Below are 19,616 nucleotides of genomic sequence, written 5' to 3' on the forward strand. Positions count from 1 at the left end.
TTAACAAATTTCTATAAATAAGTTATAGAAAAATAATAAAATATCCTTTTAAATATTCTTACTAATTTTAAATATAAATTTACACATAAAATAATAATACATATAAAATTAGACATTTATATACATTCTAAGATAGTACCACATATATTTAACTTAGTCAACTAAACAAAATAATAACATATTAAAGATAAGGGAAGGCATTTAAATGCCTTCCCTTATCTTTAATATGTTATTATTTTAATTCAATTGTAGCTCCAACCTCTTCTAGTTGAGCTTTAATTTTTTCAGCTTCATCCTTAGAAACAGCTTCTTTTAATGTTTTTGGTGCTCCATCAACTATTTCCTTTGCTTCTTTAAGACCAAGCCCACATACTTCTTTTACAACTTTTACAACTTTTAATTTTTCTGATCCTGCATTAGTTAATATTACATCAAATTCAGTTTTTTCTTCGGCAGAAGTTCCCGCAACAGCTCCTACTACTACAGGTGCAGACGCACTAACTCCAAATTCTTCCTCACACATCTTAACCAAATCATTTAATTCTAATACAGTCATGTTTTTAATCGCTTCAATTATCTGTTCTTTATTCATAAATATTATTCCTCCTAAAATAAATTAATTTTCACTTTCTTTTTTATCTTTTATTGCACTAATTAAATATGCAAAATCTGCAATTGGAGATTTTATGCTACTAAGTAATTTTGATATAAGCACTTCTTTAGTTGGTATATTAGCAAGTTTTTGAAGTTTATCTTTATCATAATACTCTCCTTCAATTATACCTGCTTTCAAATGAAAACTATTCAACCTTTCAGAAAATTCATTTAAGATTTTAGCTGGTGATACTATATCTTTATAACTAAAAGCTATAGATGTAGCTCCTTCCAAGTGCTCTATTAAAAAATCATATCCTAATTCTTTAGCTACAATCTTAATTAATCTATTTTTATAAACCTTATACTCAAGACCTAAATCTCTCATTCTTTTTCTCAATTCAGTATCTTGTTCTACATTTATTCCTTGGTAATTTGATAAAATTATAGCAGTCGCATCTTGAAATTTTTCTTTTATTTCAGTTACTTTTTTAACCTTATTTAACATGTTCTTTGTCAAATTAATCGCACCCCCCTATATAAAAATAAAGCTCCTCTGAATCATTTAAGAGAAACCTTTTTAATTAAATTTATATCATATTATAATTAAATAAGAAATTCTCCTAAATAGGCGTACAAAGTATTATCTAATTTAAAATTAGACCTATTATCTATGGATTAAATTATTTTTGAAATATTTATCTTTACTGCAGGACTCATAGTACTGCAAACTGAAACACTTTTTATGTACTGACCTTTCGATGAAGCAGGTTTAGATTTTATTATAGCTGACATTATAGTATTAAAATTTTCTAATAATGATTCAATAGAAAATGTTTTTTTGCCAATTCCAACATGAATTATAGCAGTCTTATCTATTCTATACTCAACTTTACCAGATTTTATTTCTGAAACAGTTTTGCTTATATCAAGGGTAACTGTTCCTGATTTAGGGTTAGGCATCAAACCTTTTGGTCCTAACAATTTTCCAATTCTTCCAACAACACCCATCATATCTGGAGTAGCAACTATTATATCAAAGTCAAACCAATTCTCATTTTGTATTTTATTTATTAATTCTTGATCTCCAACATAATCAGCTCCAGAATCAATAGCTTCTTTAGCTTTATCACCTTTAGCAAATACCAATATTTTCACATTCTTCCCTGTTCCATTTGGTAATAATACAGTCCCTCTAACCTGTTGATCTGCATGCCTTGGATCAACACCCAACTTTACATGCAACTCTATAGTCTCATCAAATTTAGCCTTAGCTACCTTAGATATAATTTCAAAAGCTTCTCTAGGGTTATAAAAATTATTTTTATCAATTAGCTTCATGCTTTCTAAATAATTCTTACTCATTCAAATTCACCTCCCAATAACTATTTATTTTCTATTTCTATGCCCATACTCCTAGCAGTTCCACATATCATATTCATAGCAGAATCAATATCCGCAGCATTCAAATCATTAAATTTCAACTCAGCAATTTCTTTAACTTTATCCATTCCAATTTTACCAACTTTAACTTTATTAGACTCCGAAGACCCTTTTTCAATACCAACAGCCTTCATAAGTAATACGGCAGCTGGTGGAGTTTTCATTATAAAGCTAAATGATTTATCTTGATACACAGAAATAACTACCGGTATTATTAAACCAGCTTTATCTGCAGTCTTAGCATTAAACTCTTTACAGAATGCCATTATATTAACACCATGTTGACCTAGTGCAGGACCAACTGGTGGTGCTGGGGTTGCTTTACCTGCAGGTAATTGTAACTTTATCATACCCACTATTTTTTTAGCCATGATTTATACCTCCTACAATTTTTATTTTATGATTTATCCAATTTACAAAAATCTATTTCTATAATATTACTACCTATAACATCTATACTGGCTTTTATTTTTTTTTCATTATAATTTACTTCTCTTATTATAACACTCTGACCTTTCAAAATTCCAGACTTTATCTTAACACTATTTCCTACTTTGTATAAACTATATCGATTTCCATCAGTATATGATTCTATAAATCTTACTTCTTCTTGATCTAACGGAACAGCTTCTTTCCCCGTAGGTCCAACAAATCCTGTGACTCCCCTTATATTACGCACCCTATACCACATTTCATCACTCATAGTCATTTTTACAAAAACATATCCTGGATAAACCTTTTTAGAAATCTTTTTAATTTTTCCGGAATTATTCTCTATAGTTTCATGTATTGGTACAACTATTTCTAGTATATACTCATGCAAACTATTGCTCTCAATTAACTTTTCCAAACTATTTTTAACTTTATTCTCATATCCTGAATAAGTATGTAAAACGTACCAATTATATGACATATCACCCATAGATAATCTCCCTAAAATTTATTATCTAAATAACAAATTAAAAACTTGCTTTAATATCCAATCAAAAAAACCTATATAAATTATATATAAAAAAACAAATATCAAAACAATTCCGCTAGTACTTTTAAATTCTTCAGATTTAGGCCAAGTAATATTTTTAAATTCCTTAAAAACTCCGTAGAACAAATTTTCTTTTTTATCACTTTTGTTTTTTACATTACCCAACTAAAGCTCTCCTCAAATACTATTTTGTTTCCTTGTGTGATACATGTTCTTTGCAAAATTTACAATACTTTTTCAATTCTACTCTATCAGGATTATTTTTTTTGTTTTTAACTGTAGTATAATTCCGTTGCCTACATGTAACACAAGCCAATGTTATATTAATCCTCATTAAATACGCACCCCCAAACTTTAACTATACCTTAAAATATCATATAAAAATTTATTTGTCAATAAGATCGTAAGCATCCTAATACACTCACGATCTACACACAAAACTATTTATTTATTTTAGAAACAACTCCAGATCCTACCGTTCTTCCACCTTCTCTTATAGCAAATCTTAATCCTTCATCCATTGCTATAGGAGTTATTAACTCAACTTCCATATCTATGTGGTCACCTGGCATTACCATCTCTTTTCCTTCTGGTAATTTTATATTCCCTGTAACATCTGTTGTTCTAAAATAAAATTGAGGTCTATATCCATCAAAGAAAGGCTTATGTCTCCCACCTTCTTCTTTCTTAAGAACATACACCTGCCCTATGAAATTAGTATGTGGGTTCACTGTTCCAGGTTTCGCTAATACCTGACCTCTTTCTATATCAGATCTCTGAATACCCCTTAATAAGGCTCCTATATTATCTCCTGCCTGTGCTTCATCTAATAATTTCCTAAACATTTCTATACCAGTAATTACTGTCTTGCTCTTCTCTTCTTTTAATCCAATTATTTCTACCTCTTCTTGTACTTTTAATATTCCTGTTTCTACTCTTCCTGTTGCTACTGTTCCTCTTCCTGTTATAGTAAATACATCCTCAACTGGCATCAAAAACGGCTTATCTGTAGCTCTCTCAGGTGTAGGAATATAACTGTCCACCGCATCCATTAATTCCATTATACAAGCCGTAGCTTCAGAGTCAGTAGGATTCTCCAAAGCTCTCAACGCTGATCCCTTTATAATCGGTGTGTCATCTCCTGGGAATTTATACTCGTTTAATAAATCTCTTACTTCCATCTCTACTAATTCTAATAACTCTTCGTCATCAACCATGTCTGCTTTATTCAAAAATACAACTATATAATCAACTCCTACCCTAGAAGCTAATAATATGTGCTCTCTAGTTTGTGGCATAGGTCCATCAGCTGCAGATACAACCAATATAGCTCCATCCATTTGCGCTGCTCCTGTTATCATGTTCTTAACGTAATCAGCGTGTCCAGGACAGTCAACATGCGCATAATGTCTTCCATCTGTTTCATACTCAACGTGTGCTGTATTTATTGTTATTCCTCTCTCTTTTTCTTCAGGCGCTTTATCTATTTCATCATATTTAAACGCTTCTGCATACCCTTTATTTGCTAAAACTGTTGTAATAGCTGCTGTCAATGTAGTCTTCCCATGGTCAACATGTCCTATAGTACCTATATTAACATGTGGTTTATTCCTCTCAAATTTAGCTTTTGACATATCTATCAAATACCTCCTATTATAAATTGCACGAATATTACTATGACTTGAGTAGATTTTAATCTATTTGAAAATAAGTGTCAACATAATTAATAATCAATACTAGATATATTCCTTATTTAATCTTTCTTAAAACATTTCAATAATTTTCTTTTTATTCTTTGTATAGCATTATCTATAGATTTAGGTTGTCGATCTAACAAATATGCTATTTGTTGGTAACTTCTACCTATAATGTAATAATGTAATACTATCTTTTCATATCTAGATAAGTTTCTTAAAACATGCCTTTCTATCTCATTTATTTGCTCTTTATCAACAAATAAATCTTCAGGATCAGATATTCTTAATGATTCTGTAATATCTAATAGTGTTTTATCTGATTCATCATCATAAATGGGTTTATTTAAGGATATATATGTATTTAACGGTATATGTTTTTGTCTTGTAGCAGTTTTTATAGCTGTGATAATCTGCCTTGTTATACATAATTCGGCAAAACATTTAAAACTAGATAACTTATTACTATTATAATCTCTAATAGCTTTATATAATCCGATTAATCCCTCTTGATATATATCCTCCTTATCTGCTCCTATAAGGAAGTAAGATTTTGATTTTAACTGTATAAACTTTTTATATTTATTAATAAGTATTTCTATTGACTTACTATCGCCTTGTTTAGCTTTACTTAAAATAAACTCCTCTTCTATATCATAATTAGTATTCAAATCATCTATATCAAACGAGCTATTAATCATTTATTCACTCCTTAAATTACTTAATTCTTCTTATATTTTCTAATTTCTGAACAATATCATCACTTAAATTATCAACAAATAAAAATCCAGAATTTTTATAATTGTTTTCATTTATTTCTTTATTTATTTTTTTATTAACTCTGTGCACATCATCATAAAACTCTAAACTGGACATTCTATAAGCACCTCTTTGAAAGATAATCTGTTGTTCCATAAAATCAGAAGTAACCACTATAATCTCAACTTTTTTGGCAGTATTATGAACTATTTTTTCTATATATGTATCTGCAAATTCATCTTTATTAGTATATATTACACTTAAATTATCAGATATTTCTAATTTCCTTTCACCTGTAGAATTGGAATTATATGCATCAAATATCAAAAATATCTTATATCCATTAAATACTGCATAATTCTCGATCACGTTTATAAGCTTATCTCTTATTATATCAAAATCTAAATCTTTAATATTTTTGAAATTAGGCCATGAATTTATTACATTATATGCATCAACAAAAATAATTTTCACTATATCAATACCTACTTTGAATATTTTTAATCTCATACATTATAATACCTGCTGCTACAGAAACATTAAAAGAATCAATTTTACCATACATAGGAATTTTAACCTTAACATCACAAAATGTTAGAAGCTCTTTATCCACACCCGTTTCCTCATTACCTATAATTAAAACTATCGGATATTTGTAATTTATATCACTTAAATTTATTTTAGTATTTAAGCTTGTTGCAATAATTTTAAATCCTATATCCTTAAATTTTAATATGACATTTGGGATATTATTTGCTCTACATATATTCAGGTGCGCTACTGCTCCCATAGATGTTTTCCATACAGTATTATTTACATCACAACTTCTTTTTTGTGGTATAATTATATTTTTTATTCCCATAATTTCTGCAGTTCTTAATATAGATCCTAAATTTCTAGGATCCTGTATACTATCCAAAATTAATACAATTTCATCACTTTCATTATCTACATTATTTATAATTTCATTTATTTTAAAATATTTGTATTCCGGTATTCTAACTGCAATCCCTTGATGCACCCCATAATTGCATAGTATATTCATATCATTACTATATATGCTTTTTATATTTATACATTTTTTCTTAGCATATTCTAAAATTTTTAAAACTTTATCCTGTTTTATATTCTTACTTATGTATATTTCTGATATTTCAAGATCACTATTTATAACTTCTTGCACTACTTTTCTTCCATAAATAATGTTTTTTCTCCCCAAAATAAATCTACTCCTTAAATTAGTTTAAATATCTCATCAAATATAAAGTCCAATCTTTTAAAATCCCCAACCATATATAAATATCCTACAATACTTTCTAGGCCAGTAGCCGTTTTATAATTCCCAACACTGCAATTCTTAGGAATAGTTCTGACTTTACTATTCCTACCTCTTTTAAAATAATAGTTCTCCTCTTCTCCAAATAAATACTTTATTTTATAATATATATCATTTTGAAATTTAGCATTCACATACTTTATAACTTCTAAGTGTAATTTATTCGAATCTATATAACCAAACTTTCTTAACATATAATTTCTAAAATACATCTCATAAACACAATCGCCAATGTATGCTATACTTAATATATTAAAACTTTTAATCCTTTTTTTATCATATGTATACAAATTAAACATACTCCAACTCATAGTTTCACCATGTAAAGATAAACATAACTTATACTAATACTATATATATTAAATTATTATTTATATCCTTAATTCTAGTTCCATCATTTATATCTTCTAATATGTAACCTCTTTTCACTAATTCGTCTCTTATTATATCCGCCTGATCAAATTGTTTTTTTTGTTTAAATTGCATTCTTTTTTTTACCATCTCTTTTACATCATTTTCTATTTCTTTAAATTCTTCAATTTCTTTATAAGTCAATCCAAAAATATCAAAAAAACTATCAAAAATTTTTATACTTTCGCTTAATTCCAAACTATTAAAATTTGTTATATATTTATTAACATACTTAACAAATTCAAAAATAACCGATATTGCATCCGCAGTATTAAAATCATCATTCATTTTATCTATAAATGTACTATGATATTTTCTAATATCATCTAAACATTCATTCTTATTTACATTATCACATTCTTTAAAATTTATAAGATTAAAATATACTTTTTTTATTCTAGATAATGATTTATTAGCAGATTCCATGTATTCTTCATCAAATGAGATATTATTCCTATAATGAACTGATAATAAAAAAAATCTTATAACATCACCTGTATATCTATTTAAAATTTCTCTTATAGTAAAAAAATTTTCTAATGATTTAGACATTTTTTCATTACCTACATTCAGAAAAGAACAATGCATCCAATAATTAGCCAATTTTTTATTTTCCAACACCTCAATTTGGGCTATTTCATTTTCATGATGCGGAAATACTAAATCTATGCCACCACCGTGTATATCTATGGTATCACCATCAAAATATTTATATATCATAGAACAACATTCTGTATGCCATCCAGGTCTACCTATACCCCAAGGAGAATCATACCCTGGTTCATTTTCCTTATTTTTCTTCCATAATATAAAATCTAATGCATCCTTCTTATTTTTATTTATTTTTATTCTGGATCCAGATTTTAATGTATTTATATCTTGTCCAAATAATTTCCCATAACTTCCAAATTCTCTAACAGAAAAATAAACATCTCCATCTATTTCATAAGCAAATCCACTATACATCAATTTTGATATTAAGTTAATCATATCCTCTATACAATCAGTAGCTCTAGGATTTTGAGTAGCTCTCTTTATATTTAATCTATCAGAATCAACATAATATTCTTCTATGTATTTATTAGATATCTCACATATAGTTCTATTCTCTTTAATAGATTTATTTATTATCTTATCATCTATATCAGTAAAATTCTGAATATAATTTACTGAATATCCATTGTATTCAAGATATCGTCTAACGCAATCAAAAAATATAAATGTTCTGGCGTTACCTAAATGAAATAAATCATACACGGTTGGACCGCAAACATACATGTTTACAATTTCCTTATTAATTGGTTTAAATTCTTCCTTAATTCTAGTCAGCGTATTAAATATTTTCATTTTAAATTCTCCTAAACTAAAATAATCTTTGAATTGATTCTCCAATATAAATATCTTCTTTATTAGTGATTTTAATATTAAGTCTGTTTCCTAAATAAAAATATGTCTTTTCTCCAATTAAATCTAACGCGCTACTTTCATCAGTTACATTAATTCCATGTTTATTTATATAATTATAAGCACAAATCAATTTGCTTTTTTTAAAGCATTGGGGAGTTTGAATTATTAATAACTTTTCTCTTTTTAAGGTTTTAATTTCACTATCATTGTTAAATTTTATCGTATCATTTGGAGTTACATAACAAGATGAGGCACCATATTCATTGGCATACTTAACAGCATTACTTATACATTCATCACTTAAAAAAGGTCTAGCAGCATCATGTATTAATACATACTCACCATGAACTATATTTAATGCATTATAAACAGAATCTTGCCTATTTTCTCCTCCAATAACTATTTTTATTTTATCAATACCAGAAAACCACTTATTAAGTATATTTTTTTTACAATATTCTATATAAATATCTTCTAAAACTAAATATATATTATCTATATACTTATTATTTAAGATTTTATTTAAAGAATAATATAATACAGGTTTATTATTAATTTCCATAAACTGTTTATTTATTTCAGAATTCATACGTCTCGATCTTCCAGCCGCTAAAAGTATACAATCTGAGTTTTTATACATTTAACTAATCTCCAAAAGTTAATATTTAAATTTATTATAATCATTTTTCCATAAATTAGCAATTTTTTTATATAATAATTAAAGATATAGTTAAAATAACTATATCCTTAAGGCTTCTTAAAATAAAAAATTTCATTGTCTTTTAACACAGCTTCCACATTATCTCCAGATTTAATGTTTCCTAATAATATTTGGTCAGACAAAGTATCCTCAATATATTTAGTTATAGACCTTCTTAATGGCCTAGCCCCATATTTTTCACTCAAACTATTATCAAGTATATAATTCTTTACATCTTCACTAAAATTAATTGATATATCTTGACTTGACACTCTAATATTAAAATCAAGTAGCATCTTATCTAATATTTTTGTGAGACTTTTTTTATCCAGCGGTTTAAATACTATCACATCATCTAATCTATTTAAAAACTCAGGTCTAAAATTTTTCTTAAGCTCACTCAAAACATTATTTTTCATTTTAGTATAAATTTCTTCTTCATTATTCTTGTGATTTATAAAACCTAATGATGAATTTTTATTAATTATATCTGCTCCTATGTTTGACGTTAATATTATTATTGTATTTTTAAAACTAACTCTCTTCCCATTTGAATCTGTTAAATGTCCATCTTCTAAAATTTGTAGCATTATATTAAATATATCCGGATGAGCCTTCTCTATTTCATCAAATAATATAATAGAATATGGTGATCTCCTGACTTTCTCTGTCAATTGTCCCCCCTCTTGGAATCCAATATACCCTGGTGGTGATCCAATAATCTTTGATACCGTATGTTTTTCCATAAATTCAGACATATCAAATCTTATTATATTCTCTTCACTTCCAAAAACAATATCTGATAGAGCCTTACACAATTCAGTTTTACCAACTCCAGTAGGCCCTAAAAATATAAATGAACCAATAGGTCTTTTAGGATCCTTAATTCCAACACGTCCACGTTTAACAGCCTTAGCAACAGATGTTACAGCCTCATTTTGATCTATTACTCTATTTTTTAACATTTCCTCTAATTTTAATAATTTTTCCGATTCTGTTTGTGTTAATTTTTCAACTGGTATCTTAGTCCAGCTTGCTACAACAGACGCTAACTCCTGCTCAGTAAGTATAAATTCCTTGTCATATTTTTCAACTTTCCACTTCTCTTTTGAATTTTCCAATCTTTCTTTAAGTTTCTGTTCTTTATCCCTAAGCGAAGCTGCCTTCTCAAAATCTTCTAAAGTTATCGCTTCTTGCTTTTCCTTACCAACTTTTGCTATTTCCTCTTCTATTTCTTTAACTTCAATAGGTACTGTTAAATTTCTAACCCTTATTTTTGCAGCAGCCTCATCAATTAAATCTATAGCTTTATCTGGTAAATATCTATCTGGGATAAATCTAACAGATAGACTAACCGCAAACCTTATAGCTTCATCAGTAATTTTTACTTTATGATGAGTTTCATATTTATCTCTTATACCCATTAATATATCTATCGTTTCATCCTCATTAGGTTCTCCAACAAATATGGGTTGAAATCTTCGTTCTAAAGCCGTATCTTTTTCTATATATTTTCTATATTCATCAATAGTTGTGGCTCCTATACACTGTATTTCTCCTCTAGCTAAGGCTGGTTTTAATATATTAGATGCATCTATAGCTCCCTCGGCTCCACCAGCACCAATTATTGTATGTATCTCATCTATAAACAAAATTATATTTTTGGATTTTTTTATCTCTTCCATTATTTTCTTTAATCTTTCCTCAAATTCTCCTCTGTATTTTGTTCCAGCAATCAAAGAAGATAAATCTAAGGTCACAACACGTTTATTTTTCAATATCTCCGGTATATTACCTTCTGTTATTTTTTGTGCTAACCCCTCGATAATAGCTGTTTTACCAACTCCCGGATCACCTATTAAACATGGATTATTTTTTATTCTTCTACACAATATTTCAAGAACTCTTTGTGTTTCTATATCTCTTCCTATAACAGGATCTAATTTCCCTTCATTAGCCAATTTTGTAAGATCTCTGCCATGCTGATCCAATACAGGTGTCGGTAAATTTTTAAGTTGTTGTTCTTTTTCGTGTGGATTTTGTATATCAATTGTAACATTAAGGGCATTTATAGTTTGGTTCCATATTTTTACTATGGACACACCTTTTTTATCTAGTATCTTATAAGCAACTCCGTCAGTTTCATTTATAATAGATAGTAGTATATGTTCAGGAGATACATGATTATGCCCTAATTTCTTAGCCTCATCTATACTGCTCTCTATAACCTTTTTAGTCCTAGGTGTTAATGGTATCTCACTATTTTTTATTTCTATCTCTCCTGGAGATAAAATAGTTCTAATTTCCTTAAATATATCATCATAATATACATCAAAAGAATTTAAAATTTTCTGTGCAGGTCCATCCTCTCTTAGTAAACCAAGTAATATATGTTCTGTTCCTATAAATCCATGACCCAACTTTAGTGCATCATCACCCGAATAGCTTATAACCTTTCTAGCCCTTTCAGTTAATTTTTCAAACATCAGATTACCACCTTTTTTAATTTTTATCTATTATCTTTATATTTTTAATAGAATTTCTCAAGAATTTAGCTCTCTCAATATCCCTTTCTTTAGAATTCATCTTATTACTTATATTTAATTGTAAAGATGCTGGTTGACATCCTATAAGTATCCCATTCATACAAATATCAGTTTCTAATATACCTTCCTCAATACCAAGCCTTATATATGACAAATATTCTAAAGCTTCCTTAGATGTTATAGAATAACAATTACCCAATATACCAACACTTCTAAATATTTTGTCTTTTATCTCAATTCCAAAATCATCAAATAATGACTTTCTTACATTACGCTCCTTATCTATTAACTCATTAACTATAGCATGCAAATTGTTTAATATATCTTTTTCGCTTACACCTAATGTTATTTGATTCGATATCTGAAATATATTGCCATCTATCTTACTCCCTTCTCCATAAAGTCCTCTTATAGTCATACCAATTTGAGTTAAAGCTTTATATACTTTTGATATTTGATCAGTCATAGAAAGTGCAGGTAAATGCATCATAACTGAAGTTCTCATACCAGTACCTAAATTAGTCGGACACGTGGTTAAATATCCTATTTTTTCATCGAAAGCATAATCTAATTTTCTCTCTATAAAATCATCTAATTCCATCGCTTCATCAAATGCCTCTTTAAGATTATATCCAGAATTAAAAAACTGCATCCTTAAATGATCTTCCTCATTAACCATTATACTAATAGTTTGATCTTCATTTATAAAACATGCACTTTTAGTAGAAAATTTAATTAAATCATTACTTATTAAATGTTTTTCAAGTAATACGTTATTAGCTATTTTACCTTGATCATTTAATTTTATTTTCTTAAATTTATATCTATATCCAGTTAGTCCATTTTCAATCTTATCTATTACATCAATAGCACTGTTATCATCTAGTTTATGTGGAAAATTTACACCTTTTAAATTCCTAGCTAATCTTACCCTGCTACTTAGGATAAAATTATTAGAATTATTTGAAGACAAGTTAATCCAATTAGATAACATCTTACTTATCCTCCTTAGTTTTATTTTCTAATTTTTTTATAGCATCTCTCAATTCTGCAGCCTTTTCATACTCCTCTGATAAAATAGCTTTTTGTAATTTATCTTTTAAAATAATCAATTCTCTTTTAATAATCACATCATAACCACATCTAGACGGCACCTTACCAATATGCTCCGAACTATTTTGTACTCTTTTTATAAAAATAGTTAATATTTTTATAAACTGATTATAACATTCGTCACACCCTAATAAACCGCTGTTTTTAAATTCAGCATAAGTTGTACCGCACTTAATGCATTTCGAATCATTTATTTTTATTACTGATGATTGCTGATTGTTATTAAAATATTCTATCAGCCCCCCCAAAATATTTAAAGAAAATGCATCTTCTGCATTTACCATATAATTTAAATTAAATTCCCCAAGCTCTTTTGCACATTTTTCACATATATTAAGCTCTTTTTTTATACCATCAAAAACTTTAATTATGTGAACATTTGCTTTATATTTATTACACCTTTCACATTTTTCCAAAATATCACCTCTAAAACATACTCTTAACTTTATTTTTATATTATCAATATATAGTTTATTTAATCACATTTTAACATATTTACCAATTTTAAAAAAATAACAGAGGGTAATTTCCTCTGTTATTTTTATTATTCTTGACTTATAGCACTAACAGGACATATTCCTGCACATGTTCCGCAATCTATGCATTCTTCTGGATTTATCTTATATCTCCCATCATCTTTTTGAGATATGCACATAACAGGACAATCCGCCGCACAGGCTCCACATCCTATGCATTCATCACTAATATTAAAAGCCATAAAAAATACCTCCAAAAATTACACATACATATATAATATGAATTTTATTTATGCATGTAATTATAATACTACATTTTAATTACTAATAAAATATTTTTTAATCAATTTTAACCTTTTTACAAAATATCATTTATAAAATAAGTTGCAGTATTATTGTCAAATTCATTATTTTTAGAAATATATGCTGTTATATCATTTATCTCTATATCTCTTATAACTTCTTCATATTGATTAAGCATAATTCTAACTTTAACTCTTTCTTTCAATATACTTAATCCAATTACTTCAGCCCTACCAAATTTGGTATCGACTATATATCCAATCCTAGGCATTTTATTTTTTATATAATCATATGTATCCTGCTCATATTTCAAACAACACATAAGTCTACCACACATTCCAGATATCTTACTTGGATTCAACGATAAATCTTGTTCTTTTGCCATTTTTATAGAAACAGATGTAAAATCACCAAGAAAAGTCGAACAACATAAAGTTCTCCCACAAGTTCCTATCCCACCAACACTCTTTGCTTCATCTCTCACTCCAATTTGTCTTAACTCTATTCTAACTTTAAAAATTGAAGCAAGATTTTTAACTAAATTTCTAAAATCAACTCTTCCATCGGCAATAAAATAAAAAATTATCTTATTATTATCAAATGTATATTCAACTTCAACCAAATTCATTTTTAAGTCTAGTTCTCTTATTTTTTTGTTAGCTATATCAAAAGCTTCTTTCCCCTTTTTTTTATTTTCGTGATAAATCTTTTTATCTTCTTCCGTAGCAATCCTTATACATTTTTTTAAAGGATTACTTAAAGTGTTATCATCAACATCTTTCATTCCTATAACACATTTTCCATATTCAATACCTCTTGATGTTTCTACAATAATATAGTCTCCAACATTTACCTCAAATTCTTCACAAGAAAAATAATATATTTTTCCTACCTTCTTAAATCTTGCACCTATTACACATCTCATATGTTTCCTCCAATTCCAAATATAAAGACTCTAAAACTTAATTCAAAATTAATATTTAATTTAACTCTATTTTTAAATTTTCCCAAATCATAAACAGCCTCTTCTATATTGAAATTTTTCAAAAATCTATCAAGTTCTACTATATATGGTAAAAACTTAATATTGGATATCATGTCACCATTTTTTGTCTTAATATATATATATATATCCCTAATAAACATGTATATCATATCTATTATTATATCTAATTTATCCTTATATGTAGCTAAATTAATTATATTTTCATTAAAATCGCTGAATTTACATATTTTAAAATTAATTAATGCATTTATTATAAGTTCATATATTTTTTCAGAATCTTTATTGTTATATATTCTACTGATATTATGATAATCGTACTTTAAAATAGAATTGAAGTTTACAACTACACACCTAGAAATTATTGTATTTAAAATTTTTTTCATATCAGTAATCATTAATACTATAAATATATTTTTATTATGATCTTCCAGTGTTTTCAAAATAGCATTCTGTGATTCTATAGTCATCTTATCAGAATTGCTTATTAATACTACTTTATTTTCACAATAAATAGGTTTCTTCATTATCTCAGATTTAATTAATCTAACATCATTTATAGTAATCGATTTATTATAATTCTTAAAAAATACTACACTATCACCTATGACATTTGTTCTACTTCCAACAATTTTATATGCAAATTCTAAAGAAATTTTGTCTATAAACTCTAAATTATCGCACAAAAAAATGTAAGATTGTGATAAGCTTAAATTCTTAAAGATCTTGTCTAATATTTCCATAATAACATTTAATCCTTACGCTTAATCTTATCTAAAATTCTATTGTATATACTTTCATTTATATCTAATATTGAAAATAAGTTTTCACCATCATCACACTTTATATTTATAAAATTGTACCTATCCCGCAAATGTTTAGCAGTTTCATAACACTTAATCATAAAATCATAATCTTTTTCATAAATATCTTTATTGCATCTTTTCTTTATTATATCCAAATTTATATCTATAGATAAATCCATAAAAAACGTCATGTCTTCTTTAGGTAATCCACATATACCATATTCAAAATCCAATACCCATTCAAAAAATTTGTTCCTATCTTCCACATCACTTATAAAACTTCCCTGATATATTAAATTTGAATATATATATCTATCGCATACTATAATATAACCCTGCCTTATGTATCTAATCATTTCATTCTTATATACCCCAAATCTATCCAAACCAAAAAATGTAGAAATTAAATAAGGATTTAAATCGCTACCAAAATTACCATTTAAATATTCTTTAACGAATATCGAATATTTATTGCTATAATTTGGAAATCCTATCCTTACAGTTTTTATTCCTATATCATTCAATCTCTTCTCTATTAACTTTGTTTGGGTTTCCTTGCCACTACCATCAAGTCCTTCAAATACTATTATCATTTATTTAATTATTCTCCTCTAATACTTTTAAATATTTCCTATTAAATACACCATTCACTCTATAGTTTAATTTTAAATACTCAAAAATAATTTCTACATGTTTTTCTTGTATGTATTCTCCTCTTACAACTATAGGAGTTCCAGGAGGATACAGAAATATGTCATTAAATATAATTCTATTAACACATTTTTTAATCTCTAAAAATTCATATGGTTTATATAATACTTCGTAAGGCTCAAATGCTTTTGTATTATCTAAATCATAAATTTTAGGAAATATTTCAAATATTTTATTTATATATTTAATCTCTTTAAAATTCCTAATGTTTAAATATAATTTTTGGAAATCATTTTGAGGGTTACAATAACTTGGAATTAATACAATACCATTAAAATAAGTCATCTCACATACGATTTTATTTCTTAATAAATGATTATATAAATCCATGGCATGTACATTACCATACCTAAACATTAAACATAATCTTGAATTATCATAACAAAAATTATTATTACTTTTAGTCTTTATCCAATCATTATCTACTCCTATTATATCAGAGTCAATTATAAGTTTCCTAAAATCATTGCATTCATCAATGTAATTCTGTGATACATCCTTATACTTTACACAATCATATAAACCTTTTTCTAAAGACATTAATATAATATAAGATGGGCTAGTAGTCATAAATATAGAAAAATATTCATCTACTTTTCCTACCATACTTGATTTATTTACGTGTAAATATGCTCCTTGAGTAAGTGACGCAAGTGTTTTATGTGCGCTCATAACACTTATATCACAAAATTTATTTACACAACTAATACTTTTATTAAATGCTTTTATATGTGCTCCATGTGCTCCATCAATCAAAAATAAAATATTTTTACTTCTTAAATAAGAGTAAATCTTTTTTTGATCTATATATATACCATAATAATTTGGATTAGTTAGAATAACACCTTTTATTTCTTTATTATTTTCAACAATTTTAAGTATATCATTAAAAATTATATCTTTACTATTATAATCTATAAATGAAAATTTATCAGGTAACAATAAATCCACATTATATTTGTCCCTGTCTATATACAAAACTTTAAGCTTTCTTAGAACAATGGCATTTATAATACTCTTATGACAACCCCTCTCAACCAAAACTGTATCTCCTTCATTAAAGCAACTAAAAAACATAATATGTATTCCACTTGTTGATCCATTAACCAAATAATAAGACTTCGTACTTTCATAAAATTCACTTAATTTATTTAATGAATCCTTTATACATTCGTAAGGATCATGTATATTATCAAGTCCATCAATCTCTGTTAAATCATATCTAAATAAATTCTCTATGTTAGAATAACCTTTCCCCTGCTTATGACCGGGCGTAGTAAAAAATGAATAATCATCCATCAAATACTTCTCTATAGATTTAATTATTTCTCCCACACAATTCTCCTATTTTAAAAATTATTGTTATTTGGTATACTTCTTTATATCTTAAATTTTTTATTCTAGGGGATTTTAAATGATTTGTATATATAAAACTTCAAATAATATTCTTGAAAGAATTGATAACATTGAATCTGGATGCTGGATTAATATAGTTCAACCTTCTGAACAAGAATTGCTATTTTTATCAAAAAAAACAGATATATCTCTTGATCTCTTAAATGCTGCCCTCGATGAAGAAGAAACTTCAAGGATAGATGTTGAAGGATCAAATATTTTAATAATAGTAGATGTACCATTTACTAGCATAGAAGAAAACTCTCTAACTTATGGAACATATCCTCTAGGTATAATCTCAAATGATAACTACATAGTAACTATATCTATTAAAAAAAATAAGGTTATATCCGATTTCATAGATGGTAAAATTAAAACATTTTACACAAATAAGAGATCTAGATTCACGCTCCAAATATTAAACAAAATAACAACTTATTTCTTACTTTACCTAAGACAAATAGATAAAAAAAGTCAATTCATTCACAACAGAATACACAAATCAATGAAAAACAAAGAACTCATACAATTGTTATCACTCGAAAAATCTCTTGTGTATTTTTCAACATCTCTAAAATCTAATGAAATGACCTTAGAAAAACTACTTAAATATGATTTTATACAAAAATACGAAGAGGATAAACATCTTCTAGAAGATGTTATTATCGATAATAAACAAGCCATAGAAATGGCTCATATATATGCAAGCGTTTTATCAAGTCTTTTAGAATTCTTCGCTGCACTTATATCTAACAACTTGAACATGGTTATGAAGTTTCTTGCATCTATGACCATAGTTATCTCAGTTCCGTCCATAATCTTTACCATGTGGGGTTCAAATGTTCATCTCCCTTTTTCAGATAATCCATTTGGTTTTTTAATACTCTTAATTATAGCAACAGTATTATCATCAATAATTGCTATAATTCTTTATAAAAAAGGTATGTTTTAATATTTAATTAAATATATCTATTAATAAATTTCAGTTTTTAAATTGGAGGTCATAATGGCTATCGCCTGCAAAAAGTTAATATTTGGAGATAAAATATCTATTATATCTCCTTCCTCTCCATCTTCAAAGGAAACTATCGAAAACGCTCTTAATTCACTTAAATCCCTAAATTTCTGTTATAAAACATATAATCACTTGTACGATGATACCGGATATCTAGCAGGATTAGATATCCACAGAGCTGAAGACTTCAATAATGCTCTAAAAGATAAAGAAAGTAAAGCAATAATGTGCTTAAGAGGTGGTTATGGCTCACTTCGTATTATGGATATTATTAAATGGTCCTTATTTAAAAAAAATCCTAAAATTTTCATGGGGTTTAGTGATATTACACCAATTCTAAACTATATCTTTAAGAAATTTAATATAATTACATTTCATTCACCTATGTTAACATCAGATTTAACAAACGAGTACTCCCGTGATAGTTTAATAAACTCTATTTCAATCCCGAGAAGTAACTATTTTATAAAAAACCCAGAAAATATTCCTCTTAAATCATTTTCATCTCTTAAGAACATAACAGTTGGAAATATAGTTGGAGGCAACCTATCTCTTATATGTTCTACAATATCAACTAAATATGAAATACCATTTAAAAATAATATATTATTTTTAGAAGAAGTGAATGAATCCCCTTATAAAGTAGATAGAATGCTACACCATCTTTATTTAACTGGAAAGATTCAAAAATGTTCTGGAATAATACTAGGTCAATTTACTGAGTGTAAAGATGATAACAATGTAAATATTGAAGAGGTTTTACTTGATAAACTACGTTTATTTAACAAACCTTGTATATATAATCTATGTGCAGGACACGGATCACCAAGATTAACAATACCAATAGGAGCACGTGCGAGAATTAACACTAATAATTCAACTATCGAAATACTACAAAGCATCGTAGTATAAAGCGTGTCAA

At 27.1% G+C, this 19,616-nt stretch carries 24 protein-coding genes; 2 read left to right on the forward strand and 22 right to left on the reverse strand.

Annotated elements, in window-relative coordinates; genetic code table 11:
• Nucleotides 1–232: 232 nt before the first annotated feature.
• From rplL to RATSFB_RS06650, 22 genes are all read right to left on the reverse strand, one after another.
• The gene (gene rplL / locus RATSFB_RS06545) at nt 233–592 is read right to left on the reverse strand and encodes a 50S ribosomal protein L7/L12 (protein ID WP_014095253.1); all 360 of its coding nucleotides are present in this window, start codon (nt 590–592) and stop codon (nt 233–235) included.
• 24 nt (nt 593–616) lie between these two features.
• Nucleotides 617–1,114 carry a 50S ribosomal protein L10 gene (rplJ, locus tag RATSFB_RS06550; RefSeq protein WP_044035598.1) on the reverse strand — a complete coding sequence of 166 codons (498 nt, stop codon included), beginning with the start codon at nt 1,112–1,114 and terminating at the stop codon, nt 617–619.
• A gap of 158 nt (nt 1,115–1,272) precedes the next feature.
• A complete protein-coding gene (gene rplA, locus RATSFB_RS06555) occupies nt 1,273–1,959 on the reverse strand; it encodes a 50S ribosomal protein L1 (RefSeq protein WP_014095255.1) in 687 nt (228 codons plus the stop codon).
• A 20-nt stretch (nt 1,960–1,979) separates the two neighbouring features.
• A complete protein-coding gene (gene rplK / locus RATSFB_RS06560; RefSeq protein WP_014095256.1) occupies nt 1,980–2,408 on the reverse strand; it encodes a 50S ribosomal protein L11 in 429 nt (142 codons plus the stop codon).
• A gap of 26 nt (nt 2,409–2,434) precedes the next feature.
• The gene (gene nusG, locus RATSFB_RS06565; RefSeq protein WP_014095257.1) at nt 2,435–2,959 is read right to left on the reverse strand and encodes a transcription termination/antitermination protein NusG; all 525 of its coding nucleotides are present in this window, start codon (nt 2,957–2,959) and stop codon (nt 2,435–2,437) included.
• A gap of 21 nt (nt 2,960–2,980) precedes the next feature.
• The gene (secE, locus tag RATSFB_RS06570) at nt 2,981–3,184 is read right to left on the reverse strand and encodes a preprotein translocase subunit SecE (RefSeq protein WP_014095258.1); all 204 of its coding nucleotides are present in this window, start codon (nt 3,182–3,184) and stop codon (nt 2,981–2,983) included.
• Between the two features lie 19 nt (nt 3,185–3,203).
• Nucleotides 3,204–3,353 carry a 50S ribosomal protein L33 gene (gene rpmG, locus RATSFB_RS06575; protein WP_044035599.1) on the reverse strand — a complete coding sequence of 50 codons (150 nt, stop codon included), beginning with the start codon at nt 3,351–3,353 and terminating at the stop codon, nt 3,204–3,206.
• Between the two features lie 106 nt (nt 3,354–3,459).
• Nucleotides 3,460–4,653, reverse strand: coding sequence for an elongation factor Tu (gene tuf / locus RATSFB_RS06580; RefSeq protein WP_014095247.1), 1,194 nt, complete (start codon nt 4,651–4,653; stop codon nt 3,460–3,462).
• A 119-nt stretch (nt 4,654–4,772) separates the two neighbouring features.
• Entirely contained in the window at nt 4,773–5,414 is a 642-nt protein-coding gene (gene sigH / locus RATSFB_RS06585; protein WP_014095259.1) for an RNA polymerase sporulation sigma factor SigH, read from the reverse strand.
• Nucleotides 5,415–5,430: 16 nt separating this feature from the next.
• Nucleotides 5,431–5,982: an NYN domain-containing protein gene (locus RATSFB_RS06590; RefSeq protein ID WP_014095260.1), complete on the reverse strand. Its 552-nt coding sequence runs from the start codon at nt 5,980–5,982 to the stop codon at nt 5,431–5,433.
• Nucleotides 5,951–6,691 (reverse strand): 23S rRNA (guanosine(2251)-2'-O)-methyltransferase RlmB, encoded by a 741-nt coding sequence (rlmB, locus tag RATSFB_RS06595; RefSeq protein ID WP_014095261.1) that lies wholly within the window; start codon nt 6,689–6,691, stop codon nt 5,951–5,953. The genes RATSFB_RS06590 and rlmB overlap by 32 nt, the downstream gene beginning before the upstream one ends.
• A gap of 14 nt (nt 6,692–6,705) precedes the next feature.
• Nucleotides 6,706–7,107, reverse strand: coding sequence for a Mini-ribonuclease 3 (locus tag RATSFB_RS06600; protein ID WP_014095262.1), 402 nt, complete (start codon nt 7,105–7,107; stop codon nt 6,706–6,708).
• 40 nt (nt 7,108–7,147) lie between these two features.
• A complete protein-coding gene (cysS, locus tag RATSFB_RS06605) occupies nt 7,148–8,566 on the reverse strand; it encodes a cysteine--tRNA ligase (RefSeq protein WP_014095263.1) in 1,419 nt (472 codons plus the stop codon).
• Nucleotides 8,567–8,582: 16 nt separating this feature from the next.
• Nucleotides 8,583–9,266: a 2-C-methyl-D-erythritol 4-phosphate cytidylyltransferase gene (ispD, locus tag RATSFB_RS06610; protein ID WP_014095264.1), complete on the reverse strand. Its 684-nt coding sequence runs from the start codon at nt 9,264–9,266 to the stop codon at nt 8,583–8,585.
• Nucleotides 9,267–9,373: 107 nt separating this feature from the next.
• Nucleotides 9,374–11,812: an ATP-dependent Clp protease ATP-binding subunit gene (locus RATSFB_RS06615; RefSeq protein ID WP_014095265.1), complete on the reverse strand. Its 2,439-nt coding sequence runs from the start codon at nt 11,810–11,812 to the stop codon at nt 9,374–9,376.
• 16 nt (nt 11,813–11,828) lie between these two features.
• Entirely contained in the window at nt 11,829–12,866 is a 1,038-nt protein-coding gene (locus RATSFB_RS06620; RefSeq protein WP_014095266.1) for a protein arginine kinase, read from the reverse strand.
• A 1-nt stretch (nt 12,867) separates the two neighbouring features.
• Nucleotides 12,868–13,401: a UvrB/UvrC motif-containing protein gene (locus RATSFB_RS06625; protein WP_014095267.1), complete on the reverse strand. Its 534-nt coding sequence runs from the start codon at nt 13,399–13,401 to the stop codon at nt 12,868–12,870.
• Nucleotides 13,402–13,529: 128 nt separating this feature from the next.
• Nucleotides 13,530–13,703, reverse strand: a complete 174-nt coding sequence (locus RATSFB_RS06630; protein WP_014095268.1) for a 4Fe-4S binding protein — start codon at nt 13,701–13,703, stop codon at nt 13,530–13,532.
• A 116-nt stretch (nt 13,704–13,819) separates the two neighbouring features.
• On the reverse strand, nt 13,820–14,689 hold the full coding sequence (locus RATSFB_RS06635) for a PSP1 domain-containing protein (RefSeq protein WP_014095269.1): 870 nt from the start codon (nt 14,687–14,689) through the stop codon (nt 13,820–13,822).
• On the reverse strand, nt 14,686–15,510 hold the full coding sequence (locus tag RATSFB_RS06640) for a DNA polymerase III subunit delta' (protein ID WP_014095270.1): 825 nt from the start codon (nt 15,508–15,510) through the stop codon (nt 14,686–14,688). The genes RATSFB_RS06635 and RATSFB_RS06640 overlap by 4 nt, the downstream gene beginning before the upstream one ends.
• Nucleotides 15,511–15,518: 8 nt before the next feature.
• A complete protein-coding gene (locus tag RATSFB_RS06645) occupies nt 15,519–16,166 on the reverse strand; it encodes a dTMP kinase (RefSeq protein WP_014095271.1) in 648 nt (215 codons plus the stop codon).
• Between the two features lie 4 nt (nt 16,167–16,170).
• On the reverse strand, nt 16,171–17,619 hold the full coding sequence (locus tag RATSFB_RS06650) for an aminotransferase class I/II-fold pyridoxal phosphate-dependent enzyme (protein WP_014095272.1): 1,449 nt from the start codon (nt 17,617–17,619) through the stop codon (nt 16,171–16,173).
• A gap of 79 nt (nt 17,620–17,698) precedes the next feature.
• Here RATSFB_RS06650 and RATSFB_RS06655 point away from each other — a divergent pair, with 79 nt between their 5' ends.
• Both RATSFB_RS06655 and RATSFB_RS06660 read left to right on the forward strand, forming a co-directional pair.
• Nucleotides 17,699–18,631: a magnesium transporter CorA family protein gene (locus tag RATSFB_RS06655; protein ID WP_014095273.1), complete on the forward strand. Its 933-nt coding sequence runs from the start codon at nt 17,699–17,701 to the stop codon at nt 18,629–18,631.
• A 54-nt stretch (nt 18,632–18,685) separates the two neighbouring features.
• Nucleotides 18,686–19,606, forward strand: a complete 921-nt coding sequence (locus tag RATSFB_RS06660) for a S66 peptidase family protein (RefSeq protein WP_014095274.1) — start codon at nt 18,686–18,688, stop codon at nt 19,604–19,606.
• Nucleotides 19,607–19,616 lie beyond the last annotated feature (10 nt).

The sequence above is a fragment of the Candidatus Arthromitus sp. SFB-rat-Yit genome (assembly GCF_000283555.1).
In the GTDB taxonomy this organism is placed as follows: Bacteria; Bacillota; Clostridia; order Clostridiales; family Clostridiaceae; genus Dwaynesavagella.